The 25,578-nt window shown below is 50.5% G+C and carries 21 protein-coding genes; 19 read left to right on the forward strand and 2 right to left on the reverse strand.

What is annotated here, in order from left to right; genetic code table 11:
* Positions 1-200: 200 nt before the first annotated feature.
* Entirely contained in the window at positions 201-839 is a 639-nt protein-coding gene (locus EWH91_RS10875; RefSeq protein ID WP_129930064.1) for a DUF421 domain-containing protein, read from the reverse strand.
* A gap of 221 nt (positions 840-1,060) precedes the next feature.
* Here EWH91_RS10875 and EWH91_RS10880 point away from each other — a divergent pair, with 221 nt between their 5' ends.
* The 4 genes from EWH91_RS10880 (at position 1,061) to EWH91_RS10895 (ending at position 6,806) form a co-directional block, all read left to right on the forward strand.
* Complete coding sequence (locus EWH91_RS10880) at positions 1,061-2,026, forward strand: phosphoglycerate dehydrogenase (protein WP_129930065.1); 966 nt, start codon at positions 1,061-1,063, stop codon at positions 2,024-2,026.
* 18 nt (positions 2,027-2,044) lie between these two features.
* Positions 2,045-3,085 (forward strand): dipeptidase, encoded by a 1,041-nt coding sequence (locus EWH91_RS10885; protein WP_129930066.1) that lies wholly within the window; start codon positions 2,045-2,047, stop codon positions 3,083-3,085.
* A gap of 841 nt (positions 3,086-3,926) precedes the next feature.
* Positions 3,927-5,216: an aspartate aminotransferase family protein gene (locus EWH91_RS10890; protein ID WP_129930067.1), complete on the forward strand. Its 1,290-nt coding sequence runs from the start codon at positions 3,927-3,929 to the stop codon at positions 5,214-5,216.
* Positions 5,217-5,345: 129 nt separating this feature from the next.
* On the forward strand, positions 5,346-6,806 hold the full coding sequence (locus EWH91_RS10895; RefSeq protein ID WP_240697339.1) for an NAD-dependent succinate-semialdehyde dehydrogenase: 1,461 nt from the start codon (positions 5,346-5,348) through the stop codon (positions 6,804-6,806).
* Between the two features lie 106 nt (positions 6,807-6,912).
* On the opposite strand, the gene EWH91_RS10900 is transcribed toward EWH91_RS10895, so the two are convergent.
* The gene (locus EWH91_RS10900) at positions 6,913-7,740 is read right to left on the reverse strand and encodes a glycoside hydrolase domain-containing protein (RefSeq protein WP_240697340.1); all 828 of its coding nucleotides are present in this window, start codon (positions 7,738-7,740) and stop codon (positions 6,913-6,915) included.
* Between the two features lie 125 nt (positions 7,741-7,865).
* Here EWH91_RS10900 and EWH91_RS10905 point away from each other — a divergent pair, with 125 nt between their 5' ends.
* The 15 genes from EWH91_RS10905 to EWH91_RS10975 all read left to right on the forward strand — a co-directional run bounded on the left by EWH91_RS10905 (position 7,866) and on the right by EWH91_RS10975 (position 25,575).
* Positions 7,866-8,150: a hypothetical protein gene (locus tag EWH91_RS10905; RefSeq protein WP_129930069.1), complete on the forward strand. Its 285-nt coding sequence runs from the start codon at positions 7,866-7,868 to the stop codon at positions 8,148-8,150.
* 127 nt (positions 8,151-8,277) lie between these two features.
* The gene (locus EWH91_RS10910) at positions 8,278-9,600 is read left to right on the forward strand and encodes a UDP-glucose dehydrogenase family protein (RefSeq protein ID WP_129930070.1); all 1,323 of its coding nucleotides are present in this window, start codon (positions 8,278-8,280) and stop codon (positions 9,598-9,600) included.
* Between the two features lie 66 nt (positions 9,601-9,666).
* Positions 9,667-10,893 carry a glycosyltransferase gene (locus EWH91_RS10915; protein WP_129930071.1) on the forward strand — a complete coding sequence of 409 codons (1,227 nt, stop codon included), beginning with the start codon at positions 9,667-9,669 and terminating at the stop codon, positions 10,891-10,893.
* Positions 10,894-11,189: 296 nt separating this feature from the next.
* Positions 11,190-12,608: a lipopolysaccharide biosynthesis protein gene (locus EWH91_RS10920; RefSeq protein ID WP_129930072.1), complete on the forward strand. Its 1,419-nt coding sequence runs from the start codon at positions 11,190-11,192 to the stop codon at positions 12,606-12,608.
* An 18-nt stretch (positions 12,609-12,626) separates the two neighbouring features.
* Positions 12,627-13,745, forward strand: coding sequence for a glycosyltransferase family 4 protein (locus EWH91_RS10925; protein WP_129930073.1), 1,119 nt, complete (start codon positions 12,627-12,629; stop codon positions 13,743-13,745).
* Between the two features lie 481 nt (positions 13,746-14,226).
* Positions 14,227-14,886 (forward strand): sugar transferase, encoded by a 660-nt coding sequence (locus EWH91_RS10930; RefSeq protein WP_129930074.1) that lies wholly within the window; start codon positions 14,227-14,229, stop codon positions 14,884-14,886.
* A gap of 31 nt (positions 14,887-14,917) precedes the next feature.
* Entirely contained in the window at positions 14,918-15,853 is a 936-nt protein-coding gene (locus tag EWH91_RS10935) for an NAD-dependent epimerase/dehydratase family protein (RefSeq protein WP_129930075.1), read from the forward strand.
* A 44-nt stretch (positions 15,854-15,897) separates the two neighbouring features.
* Complete coding sequence (gene tuaE / locus EWH91_RS10940) at positions 15,898-17,367, forward strand: teichuronic acid biosynthesis protein TuaE (protein ID WP_165364309.1); 1,470 nt, start codon at positions 15,898-15,900, stop codon at positions 17,365-17,367.
* On the forward strand, positions 17,364-18,038 hold the full coding sequence (locus EWH91_RS10945) for a hydrolase (protein WP_129930077.1): 675 nt from the start codon (positions 17,364-17,366) through the stop codon (positions 18,036-18,038). Before tuaE ends, EWH91_RS10945 begins: the two co-directional genes overlap by 4 nt.
* Positions 18,039-18,065: 27 nt before the next feature.
* Positions 18,066-18,830, forward strand: coding sequence for a teichuronic acid biosynthesis protein TuaG (tuaG, locus tag EWH91_RS10950; RefSeq protein ID WP_129930078.1), 765 nt, complete (start codon positions 18,066-18,068; stop codon positions 18,828-18,830).
* A 7-nt stretch (positions 18,831-18,837) separates the two neighbouring features.
* Positions 18,838-20,010 carry a teichuronic acid biosynthesis protein TuaH gene (tuaH, locus tag EWH91_RS10955; protein ID WP_129930079.1) on the forward strand — a complete coding sequence of 391 codons (1,173 nt, stop codon included), beginning with the start codon at positions 18,838-18,840 and terminating at the stop codon, positions 20,008-20,010.
* A gap of 976 nt (positions 20,011-20,986) precedes the next feature.
* Positions 20,987-21,790 carry an adenosylmethionine decarboxylase gene (gene speD / locus EWH91_RS10960; RefSeq protein ID WP_206184324.1) on the forward strand — a complete coding sequence of 268 codons (804 nt, stop codon included), beginning with the start codon at positions 20,987-20,989 and terminating at the stop codon, positions 21,788-21,790.
* 66 nt (positions 21,791-21,856) lie between these two features.
* Positions 21,857-23,305 carry an aminotransferase class I/II-fold pyridoxal phosphate-dependent enzyme gene (locus EWH91_RS10965; RefSeq protein ID WP_129930081.1) on the forward strand — a complete coding sequence of 483 codons (1,449 nt, stop codon included), beginning with the start codon at positions 21,857-21,859 and terminating at the stop codon, positions 23,303-23,305.
* A 193-nt stretch (positions 23,306-23,498) separates the two neighbouring features.
* Complete coding sequence (speE, locus tag EWH91_RS10970; RefSeq protein WP_129930082.1) at positions 23,499-24,350, forward strand: polyamine aminopropyltransferase; 852 nt, start codon at positions 23,499-23,501, stop codon at positions 24,348-24,350.
* Between the two features lie 25 nt (positions 24,351-24,375).
* Positions 24,376-25,575, forward strand: a complete 1,200-nt coding sequence (locus EWH91_RS10975; protein WP_129930083.1) for a saccharopine dehydrogenase family protein — start codon at positions 24,376-24,378, stop codon at positions 25,573-25,575.
* The last annotated feature ends 3 nt before the right edge of the window (positions 25,576-25,578 follow it).

Genomic DNA, 25,578 nt, shown 5'->3' on the forward strand with positions numbered 1-25,578 from the left:
GCTTCACCCTTATCGAAGGTATACGAAAAATCCGCTGATCACGCTAAAAAGATCATGCCGCCGCGCCCGGTCCGTCGCCCGCCGCTCGGAACGTGATATCGATGAGATGCTGTGGATTCTGATCTTTACCCGGGGCCTGCCCCCGGGCTTTTCTATGGGATCAGAAGGTCAGTCCTCAGGCGTGATGCGATAGCACGCTCTTAAGTTTCATGGTTTTTCGGAACAACAAACAGTCCGCGCTCCGACCATTCCGCGCCGAAAATATCATTCCTGCTGATGTTTTTTTCCTTCAGCAGGTCTGTGAGCCACTGCTCATCCTTATCGATAAATTTCAGGTTATCGGTGATCACCTGGCCATTCGAAATCACTACGACAGGCAAATCAGCCCCGTCGCTTTTAATCACAGTCAGTTGTCCGCTTGGTTCAAGCTGGGCATACTTCAGATCACGCAGGGAAAAAATACCGCGCATACGCAGCATCGTTGTAAAGTCAGAGATATCCAGATTGGTCTGGTTGAAATTTTTCACAATAAACTTTCTGTTAACCACCAGCGGGATGACCTCACCGGCAACGATCCGGCGCACATCCAGATTTCTCATCTTCAGAAAACGGGCGACGGTCATCATCGCGCTCCACAGAAGAATCACAATGAGAAACTGTGGGATCCGGATATCGGGATTGTAGATAATACCACCGATGATCGCTCCCAGAACCAGGTTTCCGATCAAATCAACCGGTGACATCTGAGAAAGCTGCGTTTTGCCTGTTACATTCAAAAAGATAAGCAGACAGATAAAACCAATCAGCAACTTCAGTCCGATTTCTAAAATATCTTGCATGCTCTACCGCCTTATACTAAGAGAGACTTTGAAAACAGGATGTCTCACCTCTCCTGAAAAAATACCCCTTACCAGGAAAAGGGAGGAAGATCTTCCGGCAACAGATCTGTTTCGCATCCGCATGAATACGCGCAGCCGTTTATGGTGACTCCTGTAGAAGGATGTTATATAATTTTTGAAGAACATAGGACAGCCCGCTGAAGAAGGAAGGTGACCTGCAGGTGAAAATCCTGTTTTGTGTAGGCAAATCGTATTACTCGATCCATCAGAATATGGTACGTCAGCTGGAGGCAGCCGGGGCAGATGTCTGCTGCCTGATGTACGATGAGGCACAGGATAAGCAGAAGATCATTCATGCGATTCATGATGCTGAAATTTATATCACAGCCGTCTCTCCCGCGGACCGGGAAGTCATCGATGCGGCACCGCAGTTAAAATATATCCTGAAGACAGGGACAGGGCTGGATAATGTGGCTATCGAGTATGCGACGGAAAAGGGGATTTGCGTCAGCAACGCTCCGGGAGAGAATGCCATTTCAGTTGCCGAGCTGGCGATCGGGCTGATGATTTCCATTTCGAGGATGATCCCGCAGCTGGACCGGCGGACGAAGGATGGCCACTGGAATCACAGCAATGGATTTGAATGTTATGGGAAAACGCTCGGGATTATCGGATTCGGTGCTATCGGACAGAGAATCGCGCGGATGGCGTCGGCTTTCAGCATGAAGCTGATGACCTATGGGGTTCATAAGGACTTTGATCAAGCGGCGGAAATCGGCGCTACCTTCGTCGATCTGGATCACCTCCTTGCAGAATCCGATTATATTGTGATCAGTACATCTCTGAAAAAAACAAATTTTCATATGATTGATGCAGGGGCACTGGAAAAAATGAAGCAGACTGCCTTCCTGATCAATGTTTCACGCGGGGCGCTGATCGATGAACCGGCCCTTCTGGATGCCCTGAAAAAAAAGAAGATTGCCGGGGCGGCACTCGATGTTTTTGAATCGGAGCCGCCGGTGCCCCCTCTTCCGCACCTCGAGAATCTGATCGCGACGCCTCATATCGGCGGAACAACCCAGGAAAGTATCTGGCGTGTCGCTCAGGTAACGATTGAAAATGTACGCCGGTTTATCCGCCATGAATCGCCGACCCATGTTGTGAATCGAGTGGACACGTTCAAATAATAATTGGGAGGTACTTTAATGACCGAAACCCTTGAGGAGCACGTAAAACGCCTGCAACATCAATTCATCACAGTGGACGCTCATTTTGATCTGTTAATGGAAGTCGATCTTCGGCGAAAGCTGGGCTACAGAAAGGTGATTGAGACGGAGTTTCTCCCGGGGATCAGAGCCGGCGGTGTTGATGTACTGGTCTGCTCCCTGTTCATATCCAGCCAGTATCTTCCTGAAATGGGGCTGAAGAAAGCGCTCGATCAGGTGAGCGCGCTGTACTCGGAAATGAAGGAATCGCCGGATAAACTGCAGCTGTGCACAACCTTTAACGAAATCGTTACTGCCCGGGCGGCGGGAAAACTGGCTATTCTTCTATCGTTTGAAGGCGTAGACCCGCTGACCAATGATCTCGATCTGCTGCAGATTTTCTACAGGCTGGGGGTGCGTTTTGTCGGACTGACCTGGAGCCGGCGCAATGAAGCAGCAGACGGCTGCCATTTCGCCGATGTTGACGAGGGACAGCAGGGCGGCCTGACTGAATTCGGTGTCCGCCTGATCGAGCAGGCCCAGAACATGTCTATGATTCTCGATGTCAGCCATCTGAACGATGCGGGATTCGCGGATGTGCTCAGTCGCGCTAAGACGCCCGTCATCGCTTCACATTCCAATGCCAGGCGGATAGCTTCATCAAAACGTAATCTGACAGATCAGCAGATCCGCGCACTGGCCGAGACAGGCGGAGTCATTGGAATGAACGGCTGTAATATGTTTGTTTCTGACAAATATGAAGAAGGCGATGTCGCCCATTTAATCAATCACTTGGATTACATGGTTCAACTGGTCGGTGCCGAGCATGTGGGTATCGGTCTGGATATCTGTCATTCGATGACGGATATCCCGCTGAAACCTGCCGGACATACCGGACCGGACAACTTTGACATTATCCGCAGCCACAGAGATTTTCCTCTTATTATTGAAGAACTGATTAAAAGGGGTTATCCGGACAATCAGATCGGTATGATCCTTGGCGGGAACTTTATGAATCTGTACAAAAAAGTATTGAAATGAAAGAGTTTGAGGATTTTATGCATGATGATAGAGACCCGGCAGGTGATTCTTATGTCAGCCTGCCGGGTTTAATCATTCAAGGGAGCCTGTTTGTCATTATGGAAGGAAGGTCGTGTTACAGTAAACAATGATCTGACAATTACAGAAAAGGCTACTTCAAACGCAGATACAATAGTGACAACTCTTTCATCATAGTAATCGTCAGATACCACTGTCTTTTCCTTCATTCTTTTTCTCTATTCTTTTCATCAATTTGAAAATAACAGGTGAAAAAAACAATGAGAATAATTAATGTCGCCCAGGGATCAGGTACGTTGATAATACTATGGGAAGTTCCGTTATACCCTGCAAAAAAGATAGTCATTATGACTAATGTTAAATATCCATACTTCAAATATGGATTTCTAAAAAGTGGAGCGGAGGAAATAAAGGCCAAAAGCAACATAAGAAAAACAAAATAGTACACGAATAAACACTCCTTCACTCAAGTTTCATTTTCCCCCTGAGTGGTAATTTTCTTCCGTTTATCATATTATCATGTTATCATAAAAGACAAAAAAATCACTTTTTGAGGTGCGTGTCAGGCTTTCCTCGAGAACTTGGACGAGAAAAAATGGAATCTTCTGAGGATTCAAATCCGTAGCCAGTGCGCCGTGCATCATCTCAGAAAATACCATGTGACGCTGAGCGAAGCTGGATACCTGGAGGTTTACCTCTATTCTTGTGACTGCATTCCTGACCATTTTATGGTTTAAATAACTTAACCATCCATATTTAAATTTTATCATAATCGAATAGTGACAGAATTCATAAGATGAATCCAGGGGAAAGAGGAATTGTAATGGGAAAAAAGAGCTTATATGAGCGTGCCTGTCAGGTTATGCCGCCGGTTGCGACGGGACGGGCAACGAAACTTGAAATTGTTAAGGGTCGCGGAGCTTATTTGTGGGATACAAATGGGAAGAAATATCTGGATTTTGCGAGCGGTGTCGGTGTCGTGAATATGGGGCACAATCATCCCTATGTCATGGAAAAGGCACACCAGCAAATGGAGAACCTGGTACACGCCGGTCATAATGTAGTCTTTTATCCCTCCTATGTTGAACTGGCTGAGCGATTAAGTGCCGCTCTTGATCATGAGTATAAGGTCTACTTTTCAAACAGTGGTGCCGAAGCCGTTGAAGGTGCTTTAAAACTGGCCAAGTGGACGACCGGACGACCAGGTATTATTTCGTTTAAACGCAGCTTTCATGGTCGAACAGCCGGGGCAATGACTGTTACGGCTTCCAGTTCAGCCTATCGGAGAGAATATGAAGCCCTGATGCCGAGCGTCTATTATGCGGAATACCCCTATTGTTTCAGAAGCGGTCTTTCGGAAGAAGAGGAAACGAAGAGATGTATTCGATCCATTAAAGAGATTTTCCAGTATCTGATTGCTCCGGAAAAGGTTGCGGCTATGATCATGGAACCACAGCAGGGTGAAGGAGGATATATTGTACCGCCAGAAGCATTTGTTAAGCAAGTACGACAGATCTGCACGGAACACGGGATTAAACTGATTTTTGATGAAATTCAGTCCGGATTCGGTCGAACGGGAGAACTGTTCGCCTGGCAGCATTTTCATGTAAAGCCGGACATCATGTGTGTGGCAAAAGGGATAGCCAATGGGTTCCCACTCAGTGCCGTGATCGGGAAGAATGAACTGATGGATCAATGGACGGCCGGAGCACACGGGGGGACGTTTGGAGGTAATCCAATTGCCTGTGCGGCAGGCATTGCTGTTCTTGATCTGCTTCAGGGCGGCCTGCTTGAACAGGTTAAGGAAACAGGAAAATATTTTAAACAGAAATTAGTGGATCTCTCCGCGAAATTCCCCGTCATCAAAGATGTCCGCGGTATGGGACTGATGATTGGTTTAGAATGCGGGACTGAAGACGGAAAACCGGACAGCCGGACCGTCAGCCGGTTAAGAGAACGGGCATTAAAAAAAGGTCTGATTTTACTTAGCTGTGGTGTTGATCATAATGTGATCCGGTTTATCCCTCCCCTGATCATAACCCGAGAAGAAGTCGACAGAGCGGTCTCTATATTGGAAGAATCATTGGCAGAATGCCTGGCTTCAAAGGTCTGAATGCTGCACAGCCGGGCCGGCAAAATAATGGCAATCATCGGATTATTCGTTCATAATAAAAAGAGAGATAAGTGTTCTGCACCACATAAACTGACGTGACTGTGATCATAAAATGGATGAGGTGTTATGATGAGCAGTACTTTAATAATCAAAGATGCACCTGATCAGCTTTTTATCGGGGGCAAATGGATTGACGCGGAAAGCGGCGAAACAGATGAAGTGATTAATCCGGCAACCGGTGAGGTCGTTGCACATGTGGCCCGTGGCGGTGCGGCCGATACGAAAAAGGCGATAGCGGCAGCTTCTGACGCTTTTGTCACCTGGTCGGAGACGCCTCCTGATGAACGGGCGAAAACCATGCGGCGCATGGCAGATCTGATTGTAGAGCGGGCAGACCGGCTGGCCCGGATTATGACGATTGAACAGGGGAAACCCGTCGCCCAGGCTAAAGGTGAAATTCTTGCCGGGGCTGAAAGTGTACGCTGGTATGCTGAGGAACTGCGGCGCATTTATGGCGAAACAATCCCCGGGCCGGACGGGCATCTGCTGCTTGTCCAGAAAGAGCCGCTTGGCGTTGTCGGTGCAATCACACCCTGGAACTTCCCATCGTCAATGATTACACGGAAAATATCTCCCGCCATTGCTGCCGGAAACACCGTCGTACTCAAACCCTCCCCGGAGACACCGCTGTCGGCAACGGCGCTGGCAGCTATATTCCAGGAAGCGGGCCTGCCGGACGGGGTCGTTAATCTGGTCATGGGTGATGCCCCGGCGATTGGAAAGGTTCTGACAGAAAGTCCGATCGTACGAAAAATAGCGTTCACCGGTTCAACAGCTGTTGGAAAGCGACTCTTTGGCCAGTCGGCGGATACGGTAAAGAAGGTTGCGCTGGAACTGGGCGGTCACGCGCCTTTCATTGTTTTTGATGACGCGCCGCTTGAGCAGACGGTCCAGGATCTTGTCGCAGCCAAATTCAGAAATAACGGGCAGGTCTGCACATCGCCAAATCGGATTTTTGTGCATGAATCGATTCTGAAGCCCTTTACTGAACAGCTGGTAGCTGCGGTGAAACAGGTGAAAGTCGGCAACGGGCTGGATGAAGGTGTCGATGCCGGTCCGCTGATTCGTGAGGACGCCCTTGTGAAGATCGATCGCCAGCTTGCTGACGCGACGGCAAAGGGAGCAAAGATTGCGACAGGCGGTGGACGGCTGACAGGCGGCGATTATGCCAGAGGCTATTTTTACGCGCCGACGGTTCTGACCGGAGTAACAAATAAAATGAAGATTTTCTATGAGGAAACATTCGGACCGGTGCTGCCGATTATCGCTTTCTCCGACACGGATCAGGTGATCGCCATGGCGAACGACACAGTCTATGGACTCGCCAGTTATTTCTATACAAAGGATCTGGCGCGGATCGCCAAAGTGAGCCGCAGCCTTCAATACGGTATGGTTGGCGTCAACAGTCCTCGGGTAGCGTTCCCGCAGGCTCCTTTCGGCGGGGTCAAACAATCCGGAATCGGCCGGGAAAACGGGCATCAGGGCATCGATGATTATGTCACGATCAAGTTTGTCAATCTGAAATATTAAGCTTTACAGTAAAAAAGAGCCGGGGATGCCCCCGGCTCTTTTGTTGCAGTATCCGAAAAAAGGCTCCGGTCCAAGCCCTCAAAATAGAAGATCGCCAAATTTTTCTTCAAAAAAGAACATGCCATGTGACCGGGCCGACAATGCCATCGGCGACAAGGCCGTGCCGACGCTGATAGGCGAGTACGGCCTGTTCTGTTTTCGGACCGAAAATCCCGTCTGGTACAGCACCCACCGCGTTTTGAATACGGACCACGTCCCGCCCTCTGCTGCCACGCCGGATCAGGTGGCCGGGATAGGGGACAACAGCGGCCGGGGAGACGGCCGGAGGGTTCACGGCGCTTTTGGCCGGCCCCCAGACTGCTGACGGGTTGCGGACCCGGTCAAGATCGACAGAAATACCGGCCAGCATCCGGCTATTCTGATACTGATAAATGTCGGCGTGGCGCGACTCACGACCAAAAGACCAGGCATAAGTCTGATAATAAAAATCGGCCAGTCCCTTGCTGCGCAGGTCCTCAATCACGCGAAACGATCCGTAAACGCCGATTCTGTATTTCTGACTGCGGGACCGGATCGCCAGAAAGTAGGCACGAATCACGCCGAGGTCATCCGGAGCGGCATTGTAATCCACTGTAAAAAAGATTGGTGAGGCATCCGGCTGGCCAATCTGCCCCGCATACCGGGTCGCTTTTTCTGCATCCTTTTTCCCCTGTTCTTCCGTAAAATAGGCACGCCGTGTTGGACGGGTTTCCCAGATGCTGAATATTCTGCAGCCGGCCCTCTGTATGGCCTCTGCTTCACCGCGGGTGATCGTTTTCCATGATTCTGCAGGGCCGATATATCTGCCGACCGCATCCACCCCCTGACTTTTCAGACGTCGAGCGGATTGCTCTGTAAGTTTTGTTGCACAGTCTATGCCGGACATCACATCCATCAGCCTCCTTCTGTTTTCATTCAATAAATAGGCTGCTGCCCCCAAAAATGGTGAAAAGGCCTGTGATTAGCAGCCGGGCCGCTGTGGCATATTAATAAGAGAAATGACCACAGGGAGGCCTGCAGATGTTCCGCTACGCCTTATTTATTGAATACGACGGCTCACCGTCGTCTCCTGTTGACATTGCGCTTCCCGAAGAAGTCATTGAAGCAACGGCGATCACTCATGCCGTATCGGTTTACGCGCTGCGCCATAATTTTGAACTGGTCAGGTACGTTGAACTGCCGGAAAATACGGCACGGGCTTTTTTCCGGGAGCGCAGGCGCATTGGAACCCCACGGGAGATCATCTGTCACTTTCATCTGATATCCGGCGGAGAGGAAGAGCTGCAGCCGGAACGGAAAGAATAAAAATTAACAGGAATCATAATCTGATTTAACAGTAGCTTAATGCAGGCGGGTTATGATAAATGTTGATTTTTCAGGTCGTACAGACCCTGTAACGGGGGACAGAATCAGGAGAATGTGAGGAGATAAGATGAAACTCGCAGTCATAGGAACAGGCTATGTCGGACTGGTGACAGGAGTAGCCCTGTCAGAAATCGGTCATACGGTGACCTGCATCGACGTCGATCCGGTAAAAATTGAAAAACTCAGAAACGGTGTTCCGACGATTTATGAACCCGGACTCGAAGAACTGATGCGCAGAAACATGGACGCGGGACGGCTGTTATTTACTTCCCGGCACCGTGAAGGACTGAGCGGGGCTGAAGTGATCTATATTGCGGTGGGGACACCTCAGCGTCTGGACGGATCAGCCAATCTGGACTATATCCGGAGAGCTGCCTCAGATATCGCAGATCACATCGAGAGACATGTGATCGTTGTGATTAAAAGTACCGTACCGGTGGGCACGAACAGACGGGTCAGGGCTCTGATCAACAGCCGGACGAAGGGGGGCGTTCAGGTCGATATCGCTTCCAATCCTGAATTTCTCCGTGAAGGTTCGGCTGTCAGTGATACATTCCGGGGCGACCGGATTGTAATTGGAACTGAGAATCGTGAGACGGCCGACACTCTGGAGAAAATCAACAGGCCATTTGGCATTCCGATCATTAAGACGGATATTGCCAGCAGCGAAATGATTAAATATGCATCAAACGCCTTTCTTGCGACCAAGATCAGTTTTATCAATGAGATTGCCAATATCTGTGACAGGCTCGGTGCTAATGTTGAAGAAGTGGCAAAAGGGATGGGAATGGATCATCGGATCGGTCCGGATTTTCTCAGAGCGGGGATCGGATACGGCGGATCCTGTTTCCCTAAAGACACCAGCGCGCTCGTTCAGATCGCGGGGAACCATCACCATGAGTTTAATCTGCTTCAATCCGTGATTGAGGTGAATAATCATCAGCAGATCCTGCTGATTGAAAAACTGCTGGCACGCTTTACATCTCTTGAAGGGAAAAAGATCGCCGTGCTTGGTCTCGCCTTCAAGCCCCATACAGACGATCTGCGTGAATCGCCGGCTCTGGTCCTTATTCCGAAACTGGCTGCGCTGGGGGCAGACATTGCCGCGTATGATCCGATTGCAGCGGACCAGGCCAGAAAGCTTCTTGGAGACAACGGTATCCTCTATACCCATCAGCTCCGTGACGCCCTTTCCGGGGCCGACTGTGCCGTGATCGTGACCGACTGGCCGGATATTAAGAAGATGGAGGCGGCCACGTACACCAGGCTGATGAAGCGGGCAATTGTCTTTGACGGCCGGAATTGTTACCGTCTCGACGCCATGAGAAAATCGAATGTAGAATATTACTCCATCGGCCGGCCGGCACACATTCCGGAACTGATCAGCTGAATCACTTTATTCGTTGCGGGCTGCGGAGGAAAATTGACATGAATATCGGGACGGAGACATACACCTATGAACATTCTGTTTGTGGTCGGCGAGTTTCCCAAACTGTCGCAGACTTTTATTCTGAATCAGATGACCGGGCTTATAGATGCCGGGCATGATGTACAGATTCTGGCCAAGAAAGCGGCGCCGGACCGGAAAGTACATCCTGACGTGATCCGGTACCGGCTTGCGCAGCGGACCTTTTACTATGGGACCGGCAGGCCGGGCGGAAAGTTTCAGAAAACGTTAGAATTTGCCGGAGGACTGGTACAGCTCACGCTGGACCGGTTCATACATAAAAAAGGGATCCATCCGAACGCCTTCAGGGATCTTTTCCGTTATCCCAACCTGATTTTGATGATCCGGGCGCTCAGGCGGATTGATCTGACGGATCGTGATGTCATTCTGGCTCATTTTGGTCCGAACGGCATCCTGGCCAGGAAATGCCTTGATCAGGGGCTGCTTCATGGCCGGCTTTTCACGGCTTTTCATGGTTATGATATGCTGCGATATCTTCAGGCAAAAGGGCAGCAGGCTTATCAGGACCTGTTCCGGTCGCAGACGACTCTGCTTCCCATCAGCCTGTTCTGGAAAGAGAGGCTGATCCGGCTGGGGGCAGATCCTTCGCGGACCATCGTGCACCACATGGGCATTGATCCGGATAAATTTTCCTTCTGTCCTGCGCAGCCGGCATCGCCCGTCCATATCGTATCTGCTGCCCGTTTTGTTGAGAAAAAGGGGCTTTCATTCGCCATCAGAGCCGTCGCCGGGCTGATTGAACGTGGATATGATGTCCGATACCGGATAGCCGGAGATGGTCCGCTGCACGCGCAGCTGCAGCAGCAGATTGCAGATCTGGGTCTTGAAGATCACGTCTTCCTTGCCGGCTGGAAGACGCAGGATGAGTGGATTGACATGATGCGGGAAGCACAGATGGTTCTTGCACCCAGCATAACGGCGGACGACGGAGATATGGAAGGCATCCCGGTTCAGCTGATGGAAGCGATGGCGATGGGGAAAATAGTTGTATCCACCCTTCACAGTGGGATTCCCGAACTGATTCAAAGCGGAGTAAACGGGTATCTCGTTCCGGAGAAGGATCCGGACAGTCTGACAGAAACGATGGCCAGTGCCCTGAAATCACCGGATTTGTGGCCGGATCTTGCCGGAAGGGCCAGGCAGACGGTTGCCGACCAGTTTCAGATCAGGCGTCAGAACAGTCAGCTCATCTGCCTGCTTTCGGGGAACCGATGAAGAAAAAAATGCCGGACGGCCGATTGCAGGCACCGCCGGAGGCTCAGTGATGAACAATATTTTTCTGATTTCAGGGGGGCTGTGGTTTTTCACGCAAAGTGCCCGCTTCCCGCGGGACGGTCCGTGAGCCTCCCTGCCCGGGGCGCGTTGCCGGTGCCTCGCTCTGCTTCTTACGCAGGAGTCCCGCACCTTCCGCAGTAATCCATAAAGGGCAGATTCAACAGGTCACGTGAACAGAGCCGGGCATCAGGAAAATACGGGCGGACTGCGGCACGGATAGGGGATTCAGACGATCTATGGCAAAATTTATCGAAAAATTTATCGGCTTTTCTGTCGGTCCGGTGATCGGGGCGCTCATCTCCTTTGTGACCGTTCCGCTGACCACCTATTTTATTGATCCGAATGAATATGGCCGGGCCAGTATGTTTTTTCTGTTTCAGATGATTTTCGGCACCTTCTTATTTCTTGGAATGGATCAGGCCTATACCCGGGAATATCATGTCGTCGATAATAAGCTGAAATTATTTCAGAACGCGGTGATCATTCCCCTCACTCTGGCCTTCGTCGTGCTTGTTGGGACACTGGCGTTGCCACATGAAGTGTCCGGGCTGCTGTTTGGGACGCCGGAAGAACCGTTCCCTGCCATTCTTTTTGGCGTCATGCTGGTCTTTATGGTTGTTGAACGCTATATTCTGCTTTCCATCAGAATGCGTGAAAGTGCACTGGAGTATTCACTTCTGAATATTTTTGTCAAGCTGGGTATTCTCACTTTTACCCTGCTTTTTGTCCTGTTCATTCGCCGCGATTATCTGGCCGTTGTCTATGCGACCGTACTCGGTCAGATCAGCGGCGATGTCTATCTCGTGATCAGGTACCGGAAGCTGTTTGCTTTCCGCCGTTTCTCTCCGGATCGCCGTCTGCTTACGCGGATGCTGAAATTCGGCTTACCGGTCGTTGTGGCGACGTCGTTATCCAGCCTGCTGCATTATATGGATCGACTGGCGCTTTACGCCTGGAGCAGTTTTTACCAGATCGGGATATTTACGGCAACTTTGAAAATTGCTGCGGTGGTTTCTCTTCTGCAAACCAGTTTTACGACCTTCTGGGTCCCCACGGCCTACCGGTGGCATGAAAACGGCAAGGAGATCCGCTATTTCAGGACGGTCAGCGACACGGTGCTCCTCTTCATGTCACTGGTCATGATCGTCGTCCTCCTGTTTAAAGATCTCATAACCGTCATTCTTTCGTCTCAGTATGCGGAAGCCAGATATATTGTTGCTTTCTTATGCCTGCCGCCCGTCATTTTCACGATCAGTGAGACCACCTGTCTGGGCATTGTTTTCTCGAGAAAAACGTATTTAAGTATCTGGGCAGGACTCATTGCGCTGATTCCCAATACGCTTCTGAATATTGTACTGGTTCCTCGTTTCGGGGCGCCTGGAGCAGCAGCTTCAACAGGCTGCGCTTACCTTTTCTTTTTTGCCGCACGAACCTTCTTCTCGAACCGGAACGGCATCCGGATTCCGGCGTGGAAACATCATCTGGTTTTATTGATCCTGTTTGCCGGGGCCGTGATGAATGCGTTTCCCATCAAATATATTCTGCCGGTCAACCTGCTCCTGCTTGTGATCGTCCTGATTGTACAGGCAGGAACAATCAGGCAGTTAATGCAGATATTCAAAACCAGAAAAAAGAAAGAATGGGATTTTTCATGAACCCGGGAGGAATGACAGATGCAGGTTAATTTTGGCATGCAGGAAGTGAATAACCAAAGAATCGGTATTGGCATTTTTGCCCGTCATTTAATTACGGAACTGGTGCAATATCCTGACCTGACGTGCTCCGGACATGCCTTTCTGACCTGGCACACCAGGCCGCAGTCCTTCTCCCGTTTTCCTTTTCCAACCAAGATTTCGCTTATCCCCGCCAGATGGATGTACAGCCCGCACAGGTCCCTGTTGCCCGTTTCCATGCGCCGGATCTGCCGGAGTTCGAGTGATATTTATCTCTATTTCAACTATAAGCTGCCGCGGGCCCGTCTTGACGGCAAAGTGATTTCAACCATTCATGACCTGATTCCGTTAAAAACGGAAATGGAGAATCAGTCGGTCAAAGCCGATTATTTAGCTTACATTCGCGACGCCATCAGTCGATCTGATGACATTCTGACGGTTTCGGAGTGTTCAAAACGCGATATTCTCACGTATTTTCCGATTTCTGAAGAGAGAATTCATGTCATTCCCAATGGGGTTGATTTCGCCCGGTTCCACACGCCGGTTCATCCGGAAAGGCTGAAAGAGGTGAGGAAAAAATATCACTTACCGGAAAAATTCATTTTGTATTTCGGGTCCAGTCGTAAGCATAAAAACGTGACTTCTGTTCTTAAATCCTACGCAAAGGTTCAGAAAGCAGTCAGGGACTCGGTAAAACTGGTGATCACGAACGGGAGTGAGCCGCTCAGACAGCTGGCCGGGCAGCTGGGTATTGAAAGCGACGTGCGCTTTACTGATGCTGTGGATGACCGGGATAAAGCAGCCTTTTACCAGCTGGCATCGATTAAACTGTTTATTTCTTTATATGAAGGCTTTGGAATTCCTGTTCTGGAAGCCATGGCGGCGGGAACCCCGGTGATTGCCTCCAACGTGTCCGCTCTGCCGGAAATTTCAGGGGATGCCGCCTGGCTGGTTGATCCGCTTGATACGGATGGCATCGCTTTTGCGGTGGAAAGCGTGCTGGCCGATGATGCGTTGCGGCAGGATATGATTCAGAAAGGATTTCTGAATGCAAAAGCCTGGTCCTGGCGGCGGGCGGGTGAAAAATTACACGCCTGTCTCATGCACCTGAACGACTGATTTCAATTTTCAGCAGCTTCCTCTGCCGCGTGCCGGGAATCTGAAGTATATTGCCCTGCTCTGATTGGGTATGCTGATAAGAGCATGGATCCTGTTACATGTGAATGCTTTCGAAAGAAGTAATCTCTCTTTCTGCCCGTCCCGGTACGTTTTCCCTTGTCATAAACCCTGTTTTCCCTGAAAAGGACACCACAATTTACACAAAATTTATACAAAAACCATAGTGCCTCTATATATGGTTTTTATAATACGATTAAGAAAGAAATTTTTATGGGAAAAGGATCAGAAAAACGAAGCCTCCGGCGTGCCTGCGACTTGCCGGTCGGAAAGTTTTTCTTCATCTGTTTATGTCATTAAAACAGGAACTTATTTCCGGAGGAAGCGGAAAACCTGTCTACGGGAACAGTCTGACCGGCAGATTTTTTCCGGTGCTTTTCCGGAGTTCCGAACGGACTCTTGAATGAACAGTGGGGCGTTTTGTATGCATGCAGAGAAACAGATCAAGGCTTATGGTGGTTATTCAATGGTCGGTGCGCAGAAAGTAACCCTGCCTGAAAAGGTCAAACCTTATCTGTTCGTCAAACGCGGACTGGATATCGTTTTATCTGCAATGGGTATCGTGATCGCAGCACCTGTTGTCCTTTTATTCTCCATTCTGATTGTTCTTGAGACGCCCGGCTCTCCCTTTTATGTCCAGAAAAGGGTCGGAAAGGGCGGCAGGACATTTAATCTGGTAAAACTGCGCTCCATGCGAAAAGATGCTGAGCGCTCCGGTGCCCAGTGGGCCGCAGCTCATGATCCCCGGGTCACAAAGGTCGGGAAATTCATTCGTCAAACGCGGATCGATGAGTTACCTCAGCTGCTGACGGTACTGAAAGGGGACATGTCACTGATTGGACCGCGTCCTGAACGACCGTTCTTCACGGAAAAGTTTGACCGGGAAATCCCCGGTTTTAAAAATCGTCTGCTTGTGAAACCGGGTTTGACCGGGCTTGCCCAGGTAAATGGTGGATATGATCTGACGCCGCAGGAAAAACTGGTTTTTGATCTTGAATATGTCAGTCATCTGTCTTTCACTCTGGAATGGCAAATCATGCTGAAAACCGTCAGGGTGCTGCTGACAGGTGAAGGGGCAAGGTAACAGCCCATCTCAGAAATTGGAGGAATGCTGTATGAAAAAAGCGATCGTAACAGGCGGGGCCGGTTTTATCGGATCACATGTCGTTGAAGAACTGCTTCGACAGAACATGCATGTCGCGGTTATGGATAACTTTTCCACCGGCCATCACAGGAATATTGCCGGGCTGCCGATTGATTTATATATCTGTGATATTGCTGATCCGTCGGTCATCAATCTGATTCAATCCAACAAGCCTGATTTCATTGTCCATCTCGCTGCCCAGGTCAGTGTCCGTCAGTCGGTGGAAGACCCGCTGTTTGATGAACGGACCAATGTTTCCGGGTCGCTGAATATCCTGAATGCGGCCCGGCTGGCGAAAGTAAAAAAGGTCGTTTTTTCTTCCTCAGCGGCCGTTTACGGCAATCCGACATTTCTGCCGGTCACAACGGATCATCCGACTCAGCCGGAGTCCCCGTACGGTCTGACCAAGCTGACGGTTGAGCACTATCTGGACATGTTCCGGAAGTTCTATGGCCTGCCTTACGGGATCCTCAGGTTCAGTAATGTGTACGGACCGAGACAGGACGCGGCGGGTGAAGGCGGTGTCGTGTCCATTTTTGCTGATCGAATCAGGAAAGGCACGCCGCCGATGATTTATGGCGATGGTGGGCAGACCCGGGATTTCATTTACGTCCGGGATGTCGCAAAAGCGGTTGCCTGTGCCCTGAAAGTCGATCAGAGTTTTATTGCCAATGTCTCCTCCGGTACATCCGTTTCAATCAATCAGCTTTTCCAGATGATGAAAGAGGCGGCCAAGTCCGATATCGGTGTCTATTATGGCCCTGAACGTCAGGGGGATATCCGGGACAGTACCCTTTCAAATGAAGAGACGAAATCCTTGCTCAAGTGGGCGCCCTCCTGGGATCTTCGAAAGGGCCTGCGCGAGACGGCAGGCAGCATGCGGAAAGCGAAGAACGCAGTGCTCTGAAGCGAGAAGTTTCATATATATAGATAAAAACAGGGGATTACATGATGAATCACATCAATCGGATGGCGGCGGGAACAGCCGGACTGCTGGCGATTCTGCTTGCCGGTCTGGTTGCGGCACTGCTTGTCGATTCCGCGCCGAAACAACTGTTTTTTCTTATCCTGTGGACATGGGCGCTGATTGCAGCGTGCCTTCTGATCAGAAAAACAGTCGGAGGAGAGGACCTTTTGACAGGCGCGATGTATGTGTTCCTCGCGGCAACCTTTCTGAATCAGTCACTGCTGAGCCTGCCCGCAGGCTTTTTCACTTTATTTATATACCGGATCATGATGCTCGTCTGTCTGATGATTCTTTTTGCACTCGCTCTCAGACGGCGTGGTCTTGCGAACCTGTGGCAGGACGTCGAAGTGAAAGGCATCCTGTACTTTTTTCTGTTCTGGATGGCTTACGGGGCGGTGTCACTTCTCTGGGCGCGTTCGGTGATCGACGGCATCAGGTATCTGTTTCTCATCGATACCGGAATCGCATTCGTTTTTCTTTCGGTTTTCGCCTTCCAAAGCATGCGCCGGCTGAGCGCTGTATTCAGGATCTGGATGGTGATGAGCGGATGCCTGATTCTGATCGGCCTGATCAATCATTTCGCAAAGATCCAGCTGCCGACCTCCACGCTTTATGGCGGACCGGCGTACAAGCTGGGTTATCCGACAGCCGTTTTCACCAATCAGAACGATTTCGCAACGCTGCTTGCCATCTCAGTCTTTTTTTATCTTGCCTGTGCGAGAAATGTGAAAAACAGAGGGATCAGAGGTTTAGCAGCCGGTGCAGCCGTTTTGTCCGTCTATTCTATCTGGCTGACGGATTCGCGTGCCAGCCTGCTTGCCGTGACAGCAGGGATGGCGTTCTACGTCTTTTTACTCCTGCCGCAGAAGCTGAAGAAAATCGGCGTGACGGCAGGTCTCCTGCTGCTGGCCGCAGGTCTGGGCTATGCCACGCTCCATGACGGACTGCCGGGTCACCTGGCGATGGAGGAACCGCAGGATCTGGTGAACGCTGCCCCCTCATCGAACAGAGTGCGGATGGATCTGCTGCGCAGTACAGTCAGTTATCTGGCTGATTCCTGGGGCTTCGGGGTCGGTGCCGGCAATCTGCCCGTCTATCTGGAATATCAGCCGCGCTACCCGACCGGTCAGATTTATGAAGTCCATAACTGGCTCGCAGAGATTGCCGGAAATTTCGGCATTTTCATAGCTGCCGGTTATCTGGCGGTGTACGCCGCGCTCTTTTTTGGACTGTACCGGAACAGCAGGGGACTTTCAGGCGCCGAACCGCGCATGCTGGCTGAAGGCGCCATGACGGCGATGATCGCCTTTCTGATTTCGAACATCAGTCCGAGTTCCGTCAGCAATCTGTATTTTCACTGGACCTTTCTCGGATTTATCGTCGCCCTTGTTTCTGTACTTCAAAAGAAGCGATTTTCTGAAAAAAAGATCAGAGGACAGGAGGGTTGCCTGTGATTTCTCATAGTGTTGCGCGACTGCGTCAATATCTGTGGCTCGCACTCAGTGTTCCCATTCTCTTCGGATTGATCGGCTGGTTCGTACCGACAGGCGCGGCACCGGCAAGTTATAAAGCTGCCGTAACGTTTATCCTCGGCAGCCATCATAACCGGGTACTCAATGAACAGGAACCGGTCACGGTGCTTCTGACGAATGCGCCGTTTTATCAGGAACAGATGCCCGATCTGTGGGAGAAAGAACAGAATGGCCTGCTCAGCCGTCTGCATGTAGCGACGCTCAGTGCCGGCCGGATGCAGCTGACGTACACCGGGACTTCAGCAGCAGAAGCAGCGAATACGGCCAACCGGATTGCTGAAGCTTTTATCCGGCTTGATCAGAAGGAATATAACAAAAAAACGGCCGTGATTGATCAGAGTATCCAGGCCGTCAGCCGGACGGACAATGTGGCCGCAACAGCTGTTGACCGTGAACGTTTCCTTTATAAGCTGAAAACCGATCGGCTCGCTCTTCGGCCGGCAGAATTACTGGAGCCGGCCGCAGCTGCCTCAGGAAGTATCGGCAGCCCCTTTACACCAAAGAAACGTGCGGTACTCGGCGTGATGATTGGTCTGACCTTAGTGATTCTCTGGGCGGTGTTCCCGGAATTTGTCCGGGAGAGAAAATCCTGATCGGAAGTTCAGTGAGGAGGTCCCGTTATGGTACAGATGGATCCGGAGGTATCGGTGATCACCCCGGCCTGGAATGCGGAAAAGACGATTGAAGAGGTAATCAGTTCCGTAAGAGCTCAGACCTTTGCAAACTGGGAAATGGTGATCGTCGATGATGGCTCTTCAGATGGTACACAGGAAAAACTTGTGGCGGCGATGCTTGCCGATGAACGGATCCATCCCGTCTTTCTCAGTGAAAACAGCGGGGCTGCCGCTGCGCGCAACAAGGCTTTATATCTGGCACGCGGACGTTATGTTGCGTTTCTGGACAGTGATGATCGCTGGAAGCCAGATAAACTGGCGAAACAGCTTGCTTTCATGAAAAAACATCAGTATGCCTTTACCTTCACGGGCTATGAATATATGGATGCATCAGGCCGGCCACTGAACAAAATCATTCATGCCCCGCAGCGCGTCACGTATCATGATCTGCTGAAAAATACCATCGTCGGCTGCCTGACTGTGATGATTGACCGCAATCAGACCGGCAGATTTCAGATGCCTGATCTGCGTTCCCGTCAGGATCTGGCCACATGGCTGAAGCTGCTGAAGCAAGGGTTTACAGCCTATGGTCTGGATGAGAACCTGTCGGCGTATCGTGTGGGCAGCCGAAACGCCCTGTCAGGGAATAAATGGAAGGCGGCAAAAAAGACCTGGTTTGTGTTTCGCCGGGTGGAGGGTCTGCCGCTTCCTGAGGCCTGCTGGTATTTCTGCCATTATGCGGCAAACGCGGCTATCAAACGCTTTTCATAACAGGGGGATGATCCGGCTGAAACATGTACATATTATTGTCGCAACAGGCGTATGGGCTCAGGACGGACTCCGGTACCGCCGCCATCGTCTCGCCGGCTTTTTACAGAAGCAGCAGGAAACAGAGAAGGTGATCTGGCTCTGCCCGACGCCGGACCGGACCTTATCCGGCTTCACCGGGCTGCCTGGTGGCATTCTTCAGTTTGCTGTACCGGACCCTTTTCCTCAGAAGGCATTCCGTTTCTGTCGTTTTCTGTCGTTTTATTATAAAAAGAAGCTTTCAGCACTTCATGCGATGCTTGAGCGTTTCAGAGGGCATGCACACGTCTTTCTGTGGTTTACGTGCCCGCTCTTCCCTGAAGTAATGAATCTGTATGCATGGGATAAGGTGATCTATGACTGCAGTGATTTCTGGGCGGCGCCGATCAGCGGCAAGATGTCGCTGCCCTACCGGCTCAGGAGTATTCTGATTTCCCATGCTGAGAGAAAAATTATCAGTCGGGCAGATCTCATTTTCTGCACCTCTGATTATCTGAGAAATCAGGTGACGCAGCGGGTGCAGCCGGATAAATGCACACGCGTACGGACATATGAGAATGGCGTCGACTACAGCCTGTTCACTCAATCTTCCGTCGCGGCGGGCCATGTCCTTCCGGAGCATTTCACGGGGCCTGTACTCGGCTATATCGGCGGCATCAAACCAAAACTGGATTTTCGTCTGATTCAGGACGCGGCGCGAAAAAGGCGGGACTGGCTCTTCCTTTTTGTCGGACCGGATGGAACAGGAGAAGACCCGGCATTCCGTGAGCTGCTTCAGGAAAAAAATGTCATCTGGACCGGAAGCGTGTCCCCTGCTGAAGTACCGAAATACATGAAGCTGGTTGATGTCGGGATCATGCCCTATAAACTGTCTCCGTATAATGCGGCTGTTTTTCCATTGAAACTGTTTGAATTTCTCGCTGCCGGGAAACCGGCTGTCGGCATCAATCTGCCGTCAACCGCCGCTTATGCAGCAGACTCGGTGTATGCCGAGATCGACCGTTCCGATACCGATACCTTTATTCATGTATGTGAAGAAATGTTGCGGGGAAAAGATGATCCTGACCTGAAGGCAAGAAGAACACGCCTCGCGAAGAGCAGGGACTGGGACGCGATTTTTCAGAAGATGGCCAATCAGCTCTGAAGGCACGCCCGGAAGAGGCGCCCGGCAGTTCATTGCAATGAGTTGTGAAGTTAATTTCTTCCAAAACAGAGGGGAAGTCGCAGGGTCAAAACATATGAAAAATACAGTGGGACGATGATCTCTATGAGTTTAATGTATCAGTCCGAATCCGTGAAAAGTTGGTCCAAATTCAAGAAAAGTTGATCCGAATCCCTGAAAAGTTGGTCCAAACCCGAAAAAAGTCGGACCAAATCACAGAAAAGTCGGTCCAAACTCGGGGATGATAAGGAAAACCTGAAGGCGTATGGTCAAAATCTGAGACGATTTACAACAATATGAAAAATACAGAGGGGGGGTTCCCGGGATCCGCTCTTATCGACTGGGGGGGCAGGTTAAGCGCATGATCAGATGAATAGACGGAAAAATTCCGCTTACTTAAGTCATTCAATTTAAAAACAGCTAAAATAGACGGAGAGATTCCGTCTATTGACCCAGAAAACGGGAAAATGGAGCTTTTTGCCTGGCCTAATCGGAAAACTTCCACTTATCTGCCCCTCGAAATGCGTGCCGTTCTGCCTCTGACCGGAAAATTTCCGCTTATTTTACTTTTTGCTCTCAGGACAAAACATCTGATGACAAGTAAGTGAGAAGAAAACCCTCGCGAGGTGGGAGATGGCCTGCGGGGCTTTGAAAGGGAGCGCAAAACGCAGAAGAAGAGTCGCCCGGCCAGGAAGGCAGCCCTTTGACCATCTGGAAAAGTTGCGCTGCTTAGATTGGCATGATGAAAAAAATCAACATTGCAAAAAGTTCGAGTGTATTTTTTTATATTGACTTACCCCCTGTTCTGTATATAATTAATATTGATTTTTGTCTCTTATTAGATAATCTCTTCATTTAACCCTCCCGACGATGTTCCTGTCACTTGAATGGATCCCCGTTTTTTTCTGCCTGGTATCCTTTAATTACCTGAATATAGAGAAAGGCTGTGAGGACAGGGTTGGAAAATAAGCTGAAGCTGTATGGCTTTAACAACCTCACAAAGGCACTGAGCTTCAACATTTATGATGTTTGCTATGCAAAGAGCGAGCGTGAGCAGAGAGACTACATTTCTTATATCGATGAGCAGTATAATTCGGAACGCCTGACGAAGATTCTCTGCAAAGTCACAGAGATGATCGGTGCCCATGTTCTTAATATCAGCAAACAGGACTATGATCCGCAGGGCGCAAGTGTGACGGTGCTGATCGCGGAGCAGGAGTTTCCGACGGACAAAATCGATCCCTCCTGTAATCTCGGCCGGATCGGTGACGCGCGGGATACGATCGTCGGGCATCTCGATAAAAGCCACGTGACGGTGCACACCTATCCGGAATTCCACCCGGGGAATGCGATTGCTACCTTCCGGGTGGATATTGACGTGGCAACCTGTGGTGAGATCACACCGCTTAATACGCTGAATTACCTGATCGGCAGCTTCGATTCCGATATCATTACGGCCGATTACCGGGTTCGCGGATTCACGCGCGATGTGGATGGAAAGAAGCTGTTCATGGATCACCGGATGACTTCAATTCAGGATTATATTGATGAAACGACTTTGGAAAAATATGATGCTACGGATATCAATGTTTATCAGGCGAATCTGTTTCATACCAAAATGCTGATTAAGGAACTGGATCTGCAGAATTATCTGTTTAACCGGGATGTACTGGAAATTCCTCCGAAAGAGCGGCTGAAAATCAGCAGCAGTTTACGCAGGGAAATGATCGAAATCTTCAGTGGTGCCAATATATTTGGCTGATTGTAAAAAATAGGACAGCCTGCCGGTCACCCGGACAGGCTTTAAAACGGAGAATGATGAAATAAAATGAACCAGCTGTCACAAAAACGGGCGCCTGTACTTGAAGCGCTGAACCGTTTTAAGGCCATGCGGGTTGTTCCGTTCGATGTACCCGGGCACAAGAGAGGGCGGGGAAACAGGGAACTGGCTGATTTTCTCGGCGACCGCTGCCTGTCGGTTGATGTCAATTCCATGAAGCCGCTCGACAACCTCTGCCATCCGGTTTCGGTCATCAGGGATGCGGAAGACCTCGCGGCTGAGGCATTCGGGGCGGAACACGCGTTTTTTATGGTGAACGGGACCACCTCAGCTGTCCAGAGCATGGTGATGAGTGTCTGCAAGCGCGGAGAAAAAATCATTATGCCGCGTAATGTGCACCGGAGCGCAATCAATGCCCTGATTCTGAGCGGTGCGGTGCCTGTCTATGTCAATCCCGGTATGAACCGTGATCTGGGGATCTCTCTGGGCATGTCTCTTGACGATGTCAGGCAGGCTGTGATCGAAAATCCGGATGCGAAAGCGGTCCTTGTCAACAATCCGACCTATTATGGCATCTGTTCCAATCTGAAGGCGATCACGGATCTGGCGCATGAATATGGCATGCGTGTTCTCGTTGATGAAGCGCACGGCACGCACTTCTACTTTGGTGAACAGATGCCGGTGACCGCGATGGCCGCCGGTGCTGACATGGCTGCTGTCAGTATGCACAAGTCGGGCGGGTCGCTGACGCAGAGCTCGCTTTTGCTGACGAGTCATGGGATGAGTGAAGGGTATGTCCGCCAAATCATTAACCTGACGCAGACGACCAGCGGTTCCTATCTGTTGATCTCTTCGCTGGACATTTCCCGACGTAATCTCGCTCTGAACGGCCGGCGGATTTTCAGCAGAGTCAGCACGATGGCGGAATATGCCCGGTCTGAGATCAACAGGATCGGCGGTTATTACGCCTTCTCAGGCGAGCTCATCAACAGGGATACCATTTATGATTTTGACCGGACGAAGCTGTCGATACACACCCTGGAGCTTGGTCTGGCAGGGATTGAGGTCTACGATACGCTGCGTGATGAATACGATATCCAGATTGAATTCGGTGATATTGGGAATATTCTGGCTTATCTGTCGATCGGTGACCGGATTCTGGATATCGAACGGCTTGTCTCGGCATTATCTGAAATCCGGAGGCAATATGCCGGAGATAAAACGGGCATGCTCAGCCAGGAATATATCCGTCCGCAGGTTGTGGCTGCGCCGCAGGAAGCGTTTTATGCGGAAAGTGAATCGGTTGCGCTCAATGAAAGCAGCGGCAGGATCTGCGGTGAATTCGTCATGTGCTATCCGCCCGGTATCCCGATTCTTGCTCCCGGCGAACGCATCACAGCCGATATATTAACGTATATCCGCTATGCGAAGGAAAGAGGCTGCTTTCTGACGGGTACCCGGGACAGCAGGGTCAATCGCCTGCAGGTGATCAAGTGAAACGTCAATCAGTGGGCGCACCGGACGAGCCCGCGCAGGCGTTGCGACAGGACGCCCTCGTTTTTAACCTGCCCTGATTGCTCGTTGAACCCATCGAACGGCTGCGGGCAGTGATCTCCCCAGACATGTTCGTGTACCCTCATGCCCCTGAGGTGGTAATGCCCGTTCATGCGGGAAAAAGGAGGCGAAGGATTTGGAATTATGGTTTACGGAGAAACATACGAAGCATGTGAAGTTTTCGATTCAGGTAGACAAACAGATCTATTCCGGACGGAGTGAGTTTCAGCGGATCGACCTCTTTGATTCACCTGAATTCGGCCGGTTTCTGACCCTCGACGGCTACATGATGCTGACGGAGAAAGACGAATTTATCTATCACGAGATGATCATTCATGTCCCGATGGCTGTGCATCCTCAAGCAAAGCGTGTGCTCGTCATTGGAGGCGGAGACGGCGGTGCTATCCGGGAACTGGTGCGTTATCCGGGCATTGAACAGATTGATCTCGTGGAAATTGACCGGCAGGTGGTCGAAGTCTGTAAAAAATTCTTGCCGCAAACCGCCGGGGGTCTGGACGACCCCCGGGTGTCGATCCATTATGAGGACGGCCTGAAATTTGTTCGGACAAAAGATCAGGCATATGATTTAATTGTTGTAGATTCAACAGACCCGTTCGGCCCGGGTGAGGGGCTTTTTACCAAAGAGTTTTATGGCAATTGTTATAAAGCCCTTCGCGCAGACGGGCTGATGGTCAATCAGCAGGAAAGCCCCTTTTATCCTGTAGATGCCGTGGCGATGCAACGGGCGCACAAGCGGATTGTTGCCTCGTTCCCGGTCAGCCGCGTCTATCAGGCGCATATTCCCACTTATCCGTCGGGACACTGGCTGTTCGGATTCGCATCGAAAAAGGATCATCCGACAAAGGATTTTGATCCGGAAGCGTGGCTGAAACTCGGCCTCAGGACGCGATACTACAATCCGGACATTCATATCGGTGCCTTTGCCCTGCCGAACTATGTGAAGGATCTCTTGGAAGAAGTTGAGTAAGGACATTTAAGGAGGCGTTCATCAAATGGGAAAAGCGTTAATTATCGGAGCAGGCGGTGTCGCTGGTGTTGTGGTACACAAATGCTGCCAGAATCCGGCTGTTTTTGAAGAAATCTGCATTGCAAGCCGTACCGTATCCAAATGCGAGGCTTTAAAAAAGAAACTGGACGGAGGGCGGACAAAGATTCAGACGGCACAGGTCGACGCGAATCACGTTCCGGAACTGGTGGCACTGATTAAGAAGTTTCAGCCTGATATCGTGATTAACGTGGCCCTTCCGTATCAGGATCTGACCATTATGGACGCCTGCCTTGAGACCGGAGTGGACTATGTCGACACAGCCAATTATGAACCGGAGGATACGGCGAAGTTTGAATATAAATGGCAGTGGGCGTACCGGGACAGATTTAAGGAGGCCGGGATTACGGCTCTTCTCGGAAGCGGGTTCGACCCGGGCGTCACCGGTGTTTTTTCGGCCTACGCGCAGAAGCACTATTTTGATGAGATCCATCAGATTGATATACTTGATGCCAATGCAGGCGACCATGGCTATCCGTTCGCAACCAATTTCAACCCGGAGATCAATATCCGTGAAGTGACGGCAAAAGGCAGCTATTTTGAAAAAGGCCGATTCATCGAAACGGAACCGATGTCGTTCAAAAAAGTCTATGATTTCCCGCAGATCGGACCGAAAGATATCTACCTGCTGCATCATGAAGAGATGGAGTCCCTCGCACTCCATATCAAAGGGATTAAGAAGATCAGATTCTGGATGACTTTCTCGCAGAGTTATCTGAACCATCTTCAGGTCCTGCAGGATGTCGGCATGACCTCGATTGAACCCATCAACTTCGAAGGAAAACAGATTGTCCCTCTGCAGTTTTTGAAGGCGGTTCTTCCGGATCCGGCTTCCCTTGGCCCGCGGACCAAAGGGAAAACGAATATCGGCTGCATCTTCCAGGGGACAAAAGAGGGCAGACCGGTCAGGTACTATGTGTACAACGTCTGTGATCACGAGGCGTGCTATAAAGAAGTCGGCTCGCAGGCCATCTCCTATACAACCGGTGTGCCGGCGATGATCGGAGCCTCGATGATCCTGACCGGCAAGTGGAAAAAGCCGGGTGTTTACAACATTGAAGAATTTGATCCCGATCCGTTCATGGACGCACTGAATCAGTTCGGACTGCCGTGGCAGGAGAGCTTTTCGCCGGAACTGATTGACTGAGGG

It is taken from the genome of Sporolactobacillus sp. THM19-2 (assembly GCF_004153195.1).
Lineage (GTDB): Bacteria > Bacillota > Bacilli > Bacillales > Sporolactobacillaceae > Sporolactobacillus.

Excerpts from the sequence above, each read along its gene's own strand:
- EWH91_RS10935 (WP_129930075.1), top strand. The coding sequence starts at position 14,918 with ATGAAAAAAGCGATCGTAACAGGCGGGGCCGGTTTTATCGGATCACAT.
- EWH91_RS10925 (WP_129930073.1), top strand. The coding sequence starts at position 12,627 with ATGCAGGTTAATTTTGGCATGCAGGAAGTGAATAACCAAAGAATCGGT.
- EWH91_RS10895 (WP_240697339.1), top strand. The coding sequence starts at position 5,346 with ATGAGCAGTACTTTAATAATCAAAGATGCACCTGATCAGCTTTTTATC.
- tuaG (WP_129930078.1), top strand. The coding sequence starts at position 18,066 with ATGGTACAGATGGATCCGGAGGTATCGGTGATCACCCCGGCCTGGAAT.
- EWH91_RS10920 (WP_129930072.1), top strand. The coding sequence starts at position 11,190 with ATGGCAAAATTTATCGAAAAATTTATCGGCTTTTCTGTCGGTCCGGTG.
- EWH91_RS10965 (WP_129930081.1), top strand. The coding sequence starts at position 21,857 with ATGAACCAGCTGTCACAAAAACGGGCGCCTGTACTTGAAGCGCTGAAC.
- tuaE (WP_165364309.1), top strand. The coding sequence starts at position 15,898 with ATGAATCACATCAATCGGATGGCGGCGGGAACAGCCGGACTGCTGGCG.
- EWH91_RS10890 (WP_129930067.1), top strand. The coding sequence starts at position 3,927 with ATGGGAAAAAAGAGCTTATATGAGCGTGCCTGTCAGGTTATGCCGCCG.
- EWH91_RS10900 (WP_240697340.1), bottom strand. The coding sequence starts at position 7,740 with ATGGATGTGATGTCCGGCATAGACTGTGCAACAAAACTTACAGAGCAA.
- EWH91_RS10885 (WP_129930066.1), top strand. The coding sequence starts at position 2,045 with ATGACCGAAACCCTTGAGGAGCACGTAAAACGCCTGCAACATCAATTC.
- EWH91_RS10930 (WP_129930074.1), top strand. The coding sequence starts at position 14,227 with ATGCATGCAGAGAAACAGATCAAGGCTTATGGTGGTTATTCAATGGTC.
- EWH91_RS10915 (WP_129930071.1), top strand. The coding sequence starts at position 9,667 with ATGAACATTCTGTTTGTGGTCGGCGAGTTTCCCAAACTGTCGCAGACT.
- EWH91_RS10905 (WP_129930069.1), top strand. The coding sequence starts at position 7,866 with ATGTTCCGCTACGCCTTATTTATTGAATACGACGGCTCACCGTCGTCT.
- tuaH (WP_129930079.1), top strand. The coding sequence starts at position 18,838 with ATGATCCGGCTGAAACATGTACATATTATTGTCGCAACAGGCGTATGG.
- EWH91_RS10875 (WP_129930064.1), bottom strand. The coding sequence starts at position 839 with ATGCAAGATATTTTAGAAATCGGACTGAAGTTGCTGATTGGTTTTATC.
- EWH91_RS10975 (WP_129930083.1), top strand. The coding sequence starts at position 24,376 with ATGGGAAAAGCGTTAATTATCGGAGCAGGCGGTGTCGCTGGTGTTGTG.
- EWH91_RS10910 (WP_129930070.1), top strand. The coding sequence starts at position 8,278 with ATGAAACTCGCAGTCATAGGAACAGGCTATGTCGGACTGGTGACAGGA.